Source organism: Paenibacillus sp. GYB003 (assembly GCF_036577625.1).
GTDB lineage: Bacteria > Bacillota > Bacilli > Paenibacillales > NBRC-103111 > Paenibacillus_AB.
This window is the reverse complement of record NZ_JARBDC010000008.1, coordinates 175,233-189,347: the sequence shown is the minus strand read 5'-3', so window position 1 is coordinate 189,347 and position 14,115 is coordinate 175,233. Positions and strand designations below refer to the sequence as shown.

The window sequence follows — 14,115 nt, the reverse complement described above, 5'->3', positions numbered from 1 at the left end:
AAGCCCGGCAGGCCGGCTCGCCGCGGACGCCGCGCCGCCATCGCGGGGGCAAGTAGCCGCGGGCCGGCGAGCGATGCCGCAGCGGCTTGAGATCGCGGAACCGTTTTTCCCGCTGTACGGCGGAAAAACGGCTTCGCTATCGAAATTGCGGAACGGAATGTCCGACCGTTTTCCTTCAGAGACCGGTCCCGACCCATTTTCCGGCTGGACCGCTCTCTCTTTTTTTCTGCTATAATAGGGTCAAAAGCGTTTGTGTCAAAGGAGTCGGAAATGGAGCATTCCTCGCGAAAGGAAACATACCAGCGCAAACGAAGCCGCACCCGCCAAAAGCAGCGGCGGCGCCTGTTCACGTCGGCGTTCGTGCTCGCCTTTTTCGCATTGGCGTTCGTGCTTTGGCTGTCTTACGAACGGATCGGGAGCGACACGGCTTCCCCGCTCGACGCGAATTCGCGGCAGACGGCCGGACAAGGCGGCGCGGGGAGCGGCAATACCGGCTCCGGGAACGGCGGAGGCGGAGACAGCCAAACCGGGACCGGCGCGAAGCCGGACCCTGGCGGGAACGCCGGCAATACGCCGGGCGCCGGAAACGGCGGGACGAAGCCGGCGGGCGGCGCAGGCGGGACAAACGGCGGATCGTCCGATAAGCCGTCCGATCATCGGCCGGACGGTGCGACATCGGGAACGGCATCCGGATCGACAGGCGGCGGGTCCGGCGGTCCCGGCAATAGCGGCGGCGGTAAACCGGCCAGCTCCGGCGGCTCCGAAACCGGCGGAGACCGTCCCGGAAACGGGAACGCGGGCACGCCGCCCGCGGGGCAAGCTCCGCCGACGAAAACGGACGGCGAAGGCTGGCCGGAAGATCCGGACCGCGTTCGGCTTACGTTCGTCGGAGACGTCATTTTTGCGGACAACGTGGCGACGGCGCTGAAGGCGAACGGATACGACTACCCGTACCGGCAAGTGCGTTCCTACCTGGAAAACGCCGACTTGACCGTAGCGAATTTGGAGACGCCGATTACCGAGCGGGGAACGAAGCAGATCAAGGAATACGCGTACCGCTCCTCGCCGCTGGCGCTGCCGGCCTTCAAGGAGGCGGGCTTCGATCTCGTCAATTTGGCCAACAACCATATCCTCGACTACGGTACGACCGGCTTGCTCGATACGTTCGACCAGCTCGACAAAGCGGGCATCCGCTGGTTCGGAGCCGGCCGTAACGCGGCGGAAGCGTTCAAACCGGTCATCGTCGAGAAAAAAGGAATCAAAATCGCCTTTCTCGGGTTGAGCAAGGTGGTGCCGACGCAGGAATGGAAGGCCGGCAAGGACCGCCCCGGCGTCGCCGATACGTACGCCTTGAAGGCGCCGCTCGAAGCGATCCGAAACGCCAAAGAGCAGGCCGATCTCGTCGTCGTCGTCGCCCATTGGGGATTGGAGCAGCACGACCAGCCCGAGAAGTACCAGCGCGATTATGCCCGCGAATATATCGATGCCGGAGCGGACTTGATCGTCGGCGGCCATCCCCACGTGCTGCAAGGCTTCGAGTCATACAACGGCAAATGGATTGCCTACAGTCTGGGCAATTTCATATTCACGATGAACGAAAACCCGGTGACGTGGGAAACGGTCATTTTGCAGGCGTCGTGCTCCAAGGACGGCGGCTGCTCGCTGAAGACGGTGCCGGTGCTCAGCAAGCTGGCCAATCCGGAGCCGATGGCGGACGATGCGGCGGCGAAGCTGTTCAAGCGGCTGACCGGCCTCTCGTTCCAGGCGGAAATCGGCGCCGACGGCATCGTTCGGACGAAGCAGCCGCGCTGACCGGCCATCGGACCGACATTTACGATAGAGGAGACGGGAGCATGAGCCATTTTACCGATATTCGCAACATTTACTGCGTAGGGCGAAATTACGGCCTGCACGCCGCCGAGCTCGGCAACGCCGTGCCCGAGCAGCCGATGCTGTTTTCGAAGCCGACCCATTCGCTCGTCCCGCTGGACGGCGGCGAAATCGAAGTTCCGGGCGGGCGGGGCGAGGTGCATTTTGAGACCGAAGTCGTCATCCGCATCGGCAAAAGCTACAAGAAGGGCGCCCGTGCCGACGACTTGATCGACGGCGTCGCGCTCGGACTCGATCTGACGCTGCGCGACGTGCAGAGCGAGCTGAAGAAGAAAGGGTACCCTTGGCTGGCCGCCAAAGGCTTCCGCAATTCCGCGCCGATCACCGGCTTTCGTCCGTTCGGCGGAACGGAGGCGCTCGCGCGGAACGATTTCGGCTTGCTGAAAAACGGAGAAGAGGCGCAGCGCGGCAACGTAAACGATATGATTTTCGACCTGCAGACGATCGTCGATTATTGCGCCGAGCATTACGGCATCGGGCCGGGGGACGTCATTTTTACGGGAACGCCGGCGGGCGTAGGTCCGGTAGCGGACGGCGACCGGTTCCAGCTTCGATTCGGCGGCGACATTTGGGGCGAAGGCGTCATCCGTCTCGCGAAATAGTCCGGCGCATGGCCGGCTCGCGATCGGCGCGGGGGTTGCGCGAGCAAGATTTCCGCTCGGATCGCGGCGACCGGTTGACGGGCTGCCAAATCGCTCGGATTGCGGCGACCGGCTGAAGGTCAGCTAGAGCGCTCGGGAGACAGCGACTGGCTGAAGGTCCGCCAGATCGCTCGGAAGACGGTGACCGGTTGACGGACAGTTATATTGCTCGGACTTCGGCGACCGGATGACGGTCCGCCAAACGTTCTAACAAGGGACGGCCGGACTTTGCTCAAAAGTCCCGCCGCCTTTTTCGTTAGTAAAACATTTATATCTTTTCGGGTTTCTATTTGATGATCTCATGGTTCGGATGACTGAACATGTACGCTAAAGGATGCAGCAAGCAGCGCCTTTCGTTTCCACGCCCGACGGATCCGAGTCCTACCGGGCCGCCGGAATAGAACGAACGGGAAAACCTCCTGTTACCTCGCTCACTTGTAGGCGTCGTTTCGAAATAACTGGAAAAGCTCCAGGTAAAATAGCGTATAATCGGTGAAAGCGCGGTTTGGACGATTTTAGCGTGACGTTTTCCCGTTGTTTTGGCCCGCAAACGGGAATCGACCGAAAATAGCGGGAACATTTCCATCTCGTTCCCAACCCGCTCCCGTTTCGGCACAACCAAAAGGGTTTGCACAGCAAAGACCGTCCGTCCCGACCTTCGTGTAAGCGCCAAAACCGGAGCGGGTTTCCTGCTGCCGGCGGCGGGAAACGGCGATACCGGCTCGTATGACCTGCGCCGGCGTCGTCGAGAGTAGGAGCGGGGGGCGAGTATGGGGCGGCGGCGGCACGGACCCGAGTGTCTAACGGACATGGCGGCCGCTATGGAGCCTCATTTCAGCTTATTTTATTTCTAACGGACACAGGAGCAGCTATTTGGCGAAAAACCCCTTTTGGACGGCGGTTCGGTACAAATAAGCGCAGGTGGTGTCCGTTACGATTGGAAAACGGCCGATTTTCGCGAAATAAGCGCCGTGGCGTCCGTTACGTTTCGGAAGCCGACGGTTTTCGCTCATCCTCGAAATACGTCGATAGACGTTTTTTTTAGTTTCCGACGGAGTCCGGTGCAATCGCAATGTAAGCGAATTCGGTTTGGCTTGGCGTGGCGGAGCGGAGCGCTTATAGCGTCAATCAAGCGCGCGGCCTTGTTGCCGTCTTCGCGCTCCGATATGCGTCTCTCAACCGGAGGATCGCAGAGATACCGGTAAAACCTCCCGTTACTTTGTCGATCTGCCTACTGATCGGCCGCAAAAGCAGGAAAAGCTCCCGCTAATTTCGCCCGAATCGCCCGTTTCGCCGATGCGGCACGGTTTTACCGGGAGCTTTTCCCGTTAAACCGAAAAGATACCGGTTTGGAGACGAATTAGAAGGAGGTTTTCCAGTTACCTTCGATCTGCGGGCCAAGACAACGGAACGCCGAACGCACTCACATAAGTGAGTAGTGTGCATCGGTCTCCACTCCTGCGAAAGTGTGCGACGTGCCTATCGGGACTGTACGTTTACGCTGCGAAACGGTATAATACAAGTTAAGTACAAGTTTTTGAAATCGCTTACAAACTTATTGATCGATTCACATTCCAAAACGATACCGATGAAACCGGCGGAGTAGCTGGTTGCACGCACGAGCGTCGAGGCTGCTAGGGGGGGCTGCATAATCGATAAGAGCGCCCAGCTGGACGATCGCCGGCACCGCGACTGGACCGTCAATACGAGCGTCGAGCTCATCACCGGACGAGCTGCGCGATCGTCGAGGAGCGCCACCTAGCCAGCTGGACGATCGCCGACACCGCGACTGGACCGTCAATACGAGCGTCGAGCTCATCACCGGACCAGCTGCGGACCGTCGAGCCCGCCACTTGAGCTGTACCAACGAACGCACGTTACGAGAAAGGAGAGGCGCGAGTGAAAAACGGATTGATCGTACGGTTCGCCAGGCTGCCGTTTCGGCGCAAGCTGCTGCTGTATTCCATCGTTCTGAGCATTTTGCCCGTGCTGACCGTCGGGCTGCTTTCTTCGTATTTCGCCTCGCGCAGCGTTCAGCGCGAAGTCGATCAAAACCATCGCTACATGCTGAACCAGATGCAGGTGCAGCTGAACCAGTTCATGAAGAGCATCCATACGAACTCGATTTACATCGCCACCAATCTCGCAGTCGAGAAGTCGGTGAGAGAAGGGCCGGGCATCGAAAATTTGAGCGTTTCGCTCGAAATGAACGAGACGATCCGGCGCATCCGCAGCACGTCGCCGGTCGATTTCAACGTGACGCTCCTGTACAAGCGGCATAACGGATTCGCCTACTCGAACAAGTTCACGGACCAGGAGATCGCCCAAATGCGGCTGCTGACCATACTGGACAAAATGAAGCCGGCGGAAAACGAGGCGATCGTCGTTCCGGCCGGCACGTTCGACGATCAGCCGGACATGCTGCTGTACCGCCCCGTGCCGATTCAATCGGCGTATACGGACGGCGTGCTCGTGCTGCACGTCGGTCCCGACGACATTTTGAAATTCGTCGGCTCGATGGAGCATGGCTACGGCACGCGGGTCATCGTCGCGGACGAGCAAAACCGCATCGTCATCAGCTCGAACCGCAGCGAGATGGGCAAGCCGCTCGACGCCGTCATCCGCCCGGGCAAGGACGGGATGCGCGAGGAAGGGGCGGGCGAGGTGGCGATCGGCGGAGAGCCGTACAAGGTGTATGCGGAAAAGTCGGCGACGAACGGCTGGACGTACATCGCGCTGACGAAAGTCAAGGCGCTTACCGCCCAGTCGGAGCGCATCCGCCTGACGACATGGATCGTCGTCTCCGCGCTTGCGCTCGTCTGGACGATGCTCGCCGCCGTCGGCTCGAGCCGGATGTACGTCCCGATCCAGCGGCTGACGGAGCGGCTCGTCCCCCGTCAGCGCCGCGAGCGGAGCCGTGGAGACGGGCTCGCCGATATCGGCGCCTACGTGGAGCATTTGGCGGATACGAACCGCCGGCTGCTCGGACGGCTGAACGAACAGTTTCCGTATTTGCGCCAAGGCATTTTCCAGCAGCTGCTGCGCGGCGAAATGTCCGAGCGGGAGCTGGCGATCGCCGCCGAGCACGCGAACATCGCGCTGCAGGGCGAGTACGTATTCGTCTGCGTCGCGGAAGCCGACGACATTTCCGCCTTCGACAACACGTACCGCGAGAAGGACCGGTCGCTCATCCATTACGCGCTGCTTAAAATGATAGAGGAGACGTTCCACGGCGTGCCGTTTTGCGCCGGGTTTACGCCGAAGACGGGGCAGGTCGTCCTGCTCGTCGGCATGAACGACGCGGGCGAGGAAGCGAAGGCGTCGCTCCTTCGGCTGGCGGACGAAGCGCGGCGGCATGTGCGCGACTATTTCCGGTTCGCCGTCAGCATCGCCGTCGGCAGCCCGCTGCGGGCGTTTACCGAAATCGGCAAAGGCTACGAGGAGGCGGTCGCGCTGCTCGGCCACCGGTTCATTTTGGGCGAAGACCGGACGATCGCCGCCGAACAGGCGGACGAGAGGCTGATGCGGCTCAGCCGGGAGACGGGCGAGACGCAGAAGCGGATCGTGCACCACGTGCTGCACGGCAATACGGACGACTCGCGGGCGCTGCTCGGCCGGCTTGTCGCGCAGCTGCGCGAGGCGCAAACGACGCCGGAAACGGCGATGGGCTTGTTCGCCTACATGCTCGGCGAGCTCGACTATATGCTGCAGCAAACCGGCTGCGACATCCGGCAGGCGACCGGAGAAGACGTGTACCGGAAGCTGCACGGCCTCCGCTCGCTTCCCGGGCTCGAACGGTGGCTGGCGGACGAATTGTTTCCGGCCGTCAAGGCGCATCTCGCCGCCGAGTCGGTCACGAAGCAGACGAAGACGGTGCGGGAAGTGATGAGCTACGTGGAGCGGCATTTGGAGGACGATATGACGCTGCAAAAGGCGGCGGACCGTTTCGGCTTGTCCGTCTCGTATTTGAGCAAGCTGTTCAAGGACGAATCCGGCGTCAATTTCAGCGATTTCGTGCAGGAGCTGCGCATGAACAAGGCGCGCGACTGGCTCGAGCATACCGATATGCCGATCAAGGACATCGCGGGCAAAATCGGCTATGCGAGCGTGCAAAATTTCAATCGCGTCTTCAAGCAATGGTGCGGCGTTCCGCCCGGCGAATACCGCAAGCAGCGGCGCCGGCTTTCCGGATAAACGGCTCGCGAGCGCCCGCATGTTTCCATACTCGCCATGTCAACGAAACGAAACCGCCGGCGAACGGCATTCCCGCTCGCGCGGACGTCAACTTTCGCAGTCGCCAGGCAGCACGACGATCGGCACAGCATCCGCGATTCGCAAGTTTGTCCGCGCCTCCAGGCGGGTTTTTCGTGTTTTGCGGCGTTTTCGCGGGCTTCGGCGATACTCATTTTTTATTCCGATCGTTATCATGATTTGTTCCGCCCGATCCAAACAATAGAGCATTGCACGGAAGTGGAAGCGATTGCAAAATGAGAGCACAGGGGGGTTCCCTCCGGAGCCGGCTGCCGGCTCTACATCAAAATAGAAGGAGCGTGTTCCATGAGCAAATCGAAAAAGACGTTCGCTTCGCTGTTTGCGGTGTCGCTCGTCACGGCGACGGCACTGGCCGGCTGCGGCGGCAAAGACGAGAAAAACGCCGCGGACGGAGGCGGCCAGGCGGGGCCGAAACATTTGAGCATCCTGCTGTCGCACTCCAACGCCAAGTACGCGATGCAGGCGAAAGACGACGACCGCTACGTCAAGGAATTGTCCCGGCTGTCCGGCTACAATTTGAAATACGAATTTCTCGGTCACGGCGACGACTTCACGCAGCAGATGACGGTCCGCTTCGCCTCCGGGGAGCTGCCGGACATGATCCGGACGGACAGCATCGATTCGACGATGCATCCCGGCGCGCTCGACAAAGGCGTGTTCGAAGATTTGACGCCGCTGATCGAGAAGTACGGCCCGAACCTGAAGAAAAAAATTCCGGCCGAGGCGTGGAACAGCCCGAAGGTGAGCAAGGACGGCAAAATATTCGGCATCCCGACGCTTTCGGCGCTGCCCGCTTCCCGCGTCGTTTACATTCGCCAGGACTGGCTCGACAAGCTCGGCATGCCGCAGCCGAAAACGATCGACGACTATTTGAAATATTTCGAGGCGGTCAAAAAGGAGGACATGAACGGCAACGGCGACCCGAACGACGAGTACGGCTTGTACGTGCGGGAAAACCTCATCTATTCGAACTTGTTCTTCTCCAACTTCGGCTACGATCCGGGCATGTGGTATTTGAAAAACGGCCAGCTTCAGCCCGGCATGATTCAGCCGGAAATGAAGGACGCCATCAAGTTTTGGAAGTCGCTCTACGACAACGGCTACATCAACCCGAACCTGTTCACGAACAAGGGCGCCGATTGGATGGCCGGCATCAAACAGGGCAAAGGCGGCGCTTGGCTGCACGACGTCACCAACTACAACACCGACTGGCTGGCGTCCAACTTCGTCGAGAAGACGGCCAAGCTGTCGCTGCTCGAAGCGCCGGAATCGGCCAAAGGCAAAGGCATTTCCGCGCAGGGCGACCAAATTTATTTCGTCTGGGTCGTGCCGAGCAAAAACAAAAAAGCCGAAGACGTCATCAAGTTTTTGAACTGGGTATGGTCCGACGAAGCCGACGACTTTTTCGCGATGGGCATCAAAGATTACAACTACAAGGTCGAGAACGGCAAGCCGAAATGGGATATGAACGATCCGGTCAACAAAGACAACGACGCCTCCGTCTTTTACCAGCTGTCGATCAACCCGCGCGGCGACGGCCGGATGCTGGACAAGGTGCTGGACGTCTCGCCGAATACGGAAGCGATCAAGGCCGGCATCCAGACGGCGAAGAAAAACGTCATCAAAAACGACGCGCTGCACATGCCGACGCTGAACAGCTTGAAAACGCATCCGGAGCTGGCCGTCGGAACGGGAGCCGGCACGCTGTTCCTCGACATGTTCGCCAAGGTCGTCACCGGCAAGGAGGAGCTCGACGCCTCGTTCGACAAGTTCGTGGCGGAATGGAAACGGCGCGGCGGCGACGCGGCGATCAAGGAAGCGACCGATTGGTACAACAAGTTTAACAAAAAATGATTGCGCGGAGCGGGCTGCTCCGGTCGCGAGCTTTCGCGGCCGGCGCGGCCGCCGCCGATCCGACAAGGATGGTGCGCCATGCTCAAAAACATAATGTCCCGCGACGCGCTGCTGCTCTGGCTTCTCGCCTTGCCCGGCGTTCTGCATTTCGCCCTGTTCCGCTACGTCCCGATGTTCGGCAACGTGATCGCGTTTCAAGATTACAGCATCTTTTCCGGCATCGCGGACAGTCCGTGGGTCGGCTTCAAACATTTCGCCGACATGTTCACGTACGCCGAGTTTTACAACATTTTGCGCAATACGATGGTGCTCAGCCTGTATTCGATCTTGTTCGGCTTTCCGGCTCCGCTCGTGCTGGCGCTGCTGCTGAACGAAATACGCAAGGCGTGGTTCAAGAAGCCGGTGCAAACGCTGCTCTATTTGCCGCACTTTTTGTCGTGGGTCATCGTCGGCAGCATTTTTATCAATTTGCTGTCGATCGACGGGTTTCTGAATACGATAGTAGGCCGGTTCGGCTTGAAGCCGATCGATTTTTTGACGCAGCCCGAATATTTCCGGGGCATTCTCGTCTCGGTTGGCATATGGAAGGAAATGGGCTGGGGCATGATCATTTATTTGGCCGCGCTTTCCGGCATCAATCCGAATTTGTACGAAGCCGCGATGGTGGACGGCGCGGGCCGGTTCCGGCAAATGTGGTCGATAACGCTCCCTTCGCTCATGCCGGCGATCGTCGTGCTGTTTCTGCTGCGCGTCGGACATGTGCTCGATTCGAACGTCGAGCAGGTGCTCATCATGCTCAATCCGCTCGTGCGCGACGTCGGCGAGGTGATCGATACGTACGTCTATCGGGTCGGCTTGCTCGGGGCGCAGTTCAGCCTGACGACGGCGATCGGCATTTTCAAGTCGCTCGTCGGCCTGCTGCTGGTCGTCGGTCTGAATACGCTCAGCCGCAAGACGACCGGAGAAAGCATTTACTAGAATCGCGAAGGGGGAAGGCTTGATGCCGGTACGCAGAAGGCTCGACTGGTTCGCTTGGGTGAACGGCGCCGGCTTCGTCGCGCTCTGCTTGTCGATGATCGCCCCGATCGTCCATTTGGCGGCCATCTCGTTCAGCTCGCAGTTTTACACCGAGGCGAAGCTCGTCTCGTTTTGGCCGAAAGGGTTCAACGTCGAAGTGTACAAAACGATTTTCGGCATGGAAAACATTTGGAGGTCGATGTTCAACAGTATCGTCATTACCGTCGTCGGGACGCTGATCGCGCTGGCGTTCACCGCCTCGATGGCGTATCCGCTGTCGCGTCCGCAGATGAAGGGGAGGAAGTGGGTGCTGCGGGGCATTATCGTCACGTTCGTCTTTTCGGCTCCGCTCATCCCGAACTATTTGCTCATTCGCAGCCTCGGCATGGAAAATTCGCTCTGGGCGCTCATGATTCCGGGGGCGCTGAACGCCTTCAACGTCATCATCATGAAGACGTTTTTCCAGGGCATCTCGAGCGAAATGTTCGACGCGTCCAAAATCGACGGCTGCAGCGAGCTCGGCAGCTTCGCGCGGATCGCGATCCCGCTCTCGGCGCCGGTCATCGCCACGATCGCGCTGTTCCACGCCGTCGGCCAATGGAACTCGTACTTCGGCGCGCTCATCTATATCCGCAGCAAAGACTTGCTGCCGCTGCAGGTGCTGCTGCGCAATCTCGTCGTCGAGGAGCAGGCGAACCAGATGGCGAGCGCGACGGAAGTGTCCACGATGCTGACGCCGGAAATGCTCAAGGCGGGCATTACGCTGTTCGCCACCGCGCCGATCTTGATCGTTTACCCGTTTCTGCAAAAATATTTCGTCAAAGGGGCGATGGTCGGCTCCCTCAAGGAATGAGCCGATCCCGGTCCCGATTCGCCCGCGAACACGCCGCTGCGCCGCGCAGCGGCTTTCGTCCGTCTGCGGACCGGTTACGGCCGCTCCGGCAGATGATCCGCGTATTCGTCCCGCGCTTTCAATATCGCCGGCAGCCGCTCGAAAAAGACGTCGACGACGTCCGGGTCGAAATGCTCGCCGCGCTCTTCCTTGAACAAGTTCAAAATGCGGTCGAGCTCCCACGCCTTTTTGTACACCCGGTCGCTGGCGAGCGCGTCGAATACGTCCGCGATGGCGGTAATGCGCCCGTAAATATGGATGTCCGTCCCGCGGCGGCCGTGCGGATAGCCGGTTCCGTTCCATTTCTCGTGATGCTGCTCGGCGACGACAGCGGCAGCCTTCAATATGCGCCGCTTCGAGTTTTTGAGCAGATTGTAGCCGATCAGCGTATGCGTCTTCATCAGGTCGAACTCTTCGTCGGTCAGCTTGCCCGGCTTTCTCAGCACGGAATCGGGGATGGCGACTTTGCCGATATCGTGCATCGGGGACGCCATTTTCAATATGTCCGCCTCCGCCTGCGGAATGCCGAGGCCGAGCGCCACGATGTACGAATATTCGGCGACCCGCTTTACGTGGTTGCCCGTTTCCTTCGAGCGGCTTTCCCCGATTTCGCCCATCGTGAAAATGATTTCCCGCTGCGTTTCCTCGATTTCCTGCGTCAGCATCGCCGATTCGATCGACTTGCCCGAATACGAGGCGGCCAGCGACAAGTTGCGCAGATCGCGCTCGGAAAACACGGCGCTCTCCGTCAGCTTGTTGACCGCCTGGTAGCAGCCGATCACGTCGCCTTCGTTGTTGCGGAACGGGATGACCATCAGCGCCTTCGTGCGGTAGCCGGTCTGCCTGTCGGTAAGGAGCGCGCCGCTCGCCAGCGCGTCGCGGTATTCGACGTTCGTGTAAGCGTCGTCGATGAAGATTGGCTCGCCCGACATGACGGAGCGGCCGACCAGCCCGGCGCCGAGCGGAATGCGCAGCTCCTTGACGCCGTGGGCGACTTTCGACCACAGCTCGCCCTTCTGCTCGTCGAGCAGCCATACGGTGCAGCGGTCGGACACGACGATCTGCTTGCCCATATCGGCCATCAGCATGAGCACGTTGTCGAGGTGGCGCTCGTTGGCGATTTTCGCCGCGTAGTCGAGGATGACGCCGAGCAGCTCTTCCGGCTCCAGATCGTGTTTCAGCCGCGGCTTTTCGTAGTCGTACATTTCGTGCAATTCGTTCACTCCCCGTTATACGTTGCTCCCATTCAAATGTATTCCTTGAAGAGGTACTTTCTTCCTGCATCTTGTCGAAATAAAATTTGCAAAACGGCGAAAAGTCCCGCCGTTCGACAAAAAGAGTCAACGGCTTGACAGCGGCGCCCGGCTGCTCGATTGGGCCGGACGCTATGCGCTGGAACGGGGGAAGGCGAAGCTGCGTCTCGATTGCATGGCCGACAACGAGCGGTTGAATGCGTATTACCGGAGCGTCGGCTTCCGTTATGTCGGCCGGGCGGACAAGCCGCGGTTCAGCGCCAGCCTGTTCGAGAAGCCGCTGCGTAGGTCTTAGATTGACTGTCGGCGGCGTCCGTGTAAAACTAATAGGGGAATTCGAAAAGCCGCAACGAGGGCTATGAAGAGGCTTCTCGGCGACGAAAACCCCGGCTTTTCACGATGAAGACCGAAACGATGTCATATGCGGGAGGGCCTGCTTGTGGAATGGATCATAGGGCTTGCGGGGAGCGTTCTGATCGCGGGCGCCGCTTATGCGCGGAAATCGCTGTCCGGCTCCGGCTTCGCCGCCGCCGCAGCGCTCGGAACGGCGATGTACGCCCTCGGCAGCGCGGTATGGTTCGGCACGCTGATCGCCTTTTTCGTGTCGTCGACGCTGCTGTCGAAATGGAAGCGGAAGGCGAAGGAAGCGGCGGAAAGCGGCTACGAGAAAACGGGGAGGCGCGACGCCGGCCAGGTGGCGGCGAACGGCGGGCTGGCGCTGCTGCTGTGCGCCGCTAACGCCTGGCGGCCCGATCCGCTGTGGTGGTACGCCTATCTCGGCGTCATGGCGTCGGTCAACGCCGATACATGGGCGACGGAAATCGGCGGCCTAAGCCGGTCGCGGCCGAGATCGATCGTGACGGGCAAGCTTGTCCCCGCCGGAACGTCGGGAGGCGTATCGGCGCTCGGCCTCGCCGCGTCGATGGCCGGCGGCTTGTTCATCGGCCTGGTCGCCGCGCTGCTGTACATCGCCGTCCCGGGGCAGCCCGATCCGTCCGGCGCGACGACCGTCGCGGCCAAGCTGGCGGGATGGGCCGCGCTCGGCCTCGTATGCGGCACGATCGGCTCGCTTGCCGATTCGCTGCTCGGCGCCACGGTGCAGCTGACGTTCCGCTGCGCCGTCTGCGGACGCGACATCGAGCAGAGGCGGCATTGCGGCAAGCCGGCCGCGCGCGTACGCGGCTTCGCGGGCTGGAACAACGACGCCGTCAACGTCGCCGGCTCGCTGGCGGGCGGCATCGCCGCAGCGGCTGCGGCTTATGCGCTGCTAATTGCTTGACGGCCGCAAACGATTTTAGACTTACTATAGGTTGACGGAGAGTGCCGGCCGCCATGCAACAAAAAAACGCGCAAACCGCATTCGGTTCCGCGCGTTTTTTCTGCACCCGTACAACGTCAAGCCGTCGCGTCCCGCATCAGACTGGCGATCGTCCGCCCGACGCCGGACTCGAGATCGTGCGGCGCGATCGCGTCCGCCGCGGCCCGTACGTCGTCGGGAGCGTTGGCCATGGCGACGCCGAGACCGGCGAACCGAAGCATGTCGACGTCGTTCCGGTCGTCGCCGATCGCGACGACGTCATCCCGGCGAATGCCGAGCGTTCGGCACAGCTTGTCGAGAGCGGCCGCCTTTCCCGTCCCTTTCGGCTGGACGTCGATCTGATGCGGCTCCCCGGGGGCGCCGTATACGATCAGCTCCAGCCGGTCCGTGGCGAGCAGTCGCTCGTATGCCGCCAGCAAGCTTTCGCAGCTGTCCGATTTCAGCAGCACCTTGAGCCAGCTGTAATCCATTTGCGCCAAATAACTCCGTTTATCCGAATCGAACACGCCTTCGGCGCAATAGGCGCGATAACGGACATTATGCCGGAAGGCGAGCAGATGAACGGCCTCCACGTCTTTCCAGGACAGCACCTTACGGTCGAGCAACCGGCCTTCCGCGGACCATATTTCGCATCCGTTCGTCGAAATGATCGGCAGGCGCAAGCCGAGCGATTCGACGATCGGCATCATGCGAAGACGATGCCGTCCGCTGACGAGGACGACGTGCAGGCCGGATCGCTGCGCTTTCCGAACCCACTCCGCGTTTTCCTCCGATACCGTCCCGTTCCGGTCGAGAAGCGTTCCGTCCAAATCGAGCGCGAGCATTTTCCATTTCATCCGTATCACCCTCCCTTGATGTATGTCCCGGCTAGCTTTCGTTACATTTATGTTATGTATTGTAACACATTTGTGTGATTTCAACAATGAAATATCCGATTTGACGTTTATTTCGTCATATCCATGTGACGAAAAATAACGC

General features: G+C 60.2%; 9 protein-coding genes. 7 read left to right on the top strand and 2 right to left on the bottom strand.

Annotated elements, in window-relative coordinates; translation table 11 throughout:
- Positions 1-270: 270 nt before the first annotated feature.
- From PV407_RS06155 to PV407_RS06130, 6 genes are all read left to right on the top strand, one after another.
- The gene (locus PV407_RS06155; RefSeq protein WP_332089010.1) at positions 271-1,812 is read left to right on the top strand and encodes a CapA family protein; all 1,542 of its coding nucleotides are present in this window, start codon (positions 271-273) and stop codon (positions 1,810-1,812) included.
- 41 nt (positions 1,813-1,853) lie between these two features.
- Positions 1,854-2,492 carry a fumarylacetoacetate hydrolase family protein gene (locus PV407_RS06150; RefSeq protein WP_332089009.1) on the top strand — a complete coding sequence of 213 codons (639 nt, stop codon included), beginning with the start codon at positions 1,854-1,856 and terminating at the stop codon, positions 2,490-2,492.
- Positions 2,493-4,430: 1,938 nt separating this feature from the next.
- A complete protein-coding gene (locus PV407_RS06145; protein WP_332089008.1) occupies positions 4,431-6,725 on the top strand; it encodes a helix-turn-helix domain-containing protein in 2,295 nt (764 codons plus the stop codon).
- A gap of 363 nt (positions 6,726-7,088) precedes the next feature.
- A complete protein-coding gene (locus PV407_RS06140) occupies positions 7,089-8,657 on the top strand; it encodes a hypothetical protein (RefSeq protein WP_332089007.1) in 1,569 nt (522 codons plus the stop codon).
- Between the two features lie 78 nt (positions 8,658-8,735).
- A complete protein-coding gene (locus tag PV407_RS06135) occupies positions 8,736-9,635 on the top strand; it encodes an ABC transporter permease (RefSeq protein WP_332089006.1) in 900 nt (299 codons plus the stop codon).
- A 22-nt stretch (positions 9,636-9,657) separates the two neighbouring features.
- Entirely contained in the window at positions 9,658-10,527 is an 870-nt protein-coding gene (locus PV407_RS06130) for a carbohydrate ABC transporter permease (protein ID WP_332089005.1), read from the top strand.
- 74 nt (positions 10,528-10,601) lie between these two features.
- Here PV407_RS06130 and PV407_RS06125 read toward each other — a convergent pair whose 3' ends face one another.
- Positions 10,602-11,771, bottom strand: a complete 1,170-nt coding sequence (locus PV407_RS06125; protein WP_332089018.1) for an HD domain-containing phosphohydrolase — start codon at positions 11,769-11,771, stop codon at positions 10,602-10,604.
- A gap of 487 nt (positions 11,772-12,258) precedes the next feature.
- Here PV407_RS06125 and PV407_RS06120 point away from each other — a divergent pair, with 487 nt between their 5' ends.
- Complete coding sequence (locus PV407_RS06120) at positions 12,259-13,098, top strand: DUF92 domain-containing protein (RefSeq protein WP_332089004.1); 840 nt, start codon at positions 12,259-12,261, stop codon at positions 13,096-13,098.
- A gap of 116 nt (positions 13,099-13,214) precedes the next feature.
- Here PV407_RS06120 and PV407_RS06115 read toward each other — a convergent pair whose 3' ends face one another.
- Entirely contained in the window at positions 13,215-13,973 is a 759-nt protein-coding gene (locus PV407_RS06115) for a Cof-type HAD-IIB family hydrolase (protein WP_332089003.1), read from the bottom strand.
- Positions 13,974-14,115: the final 142 nt, after the last annotated feature.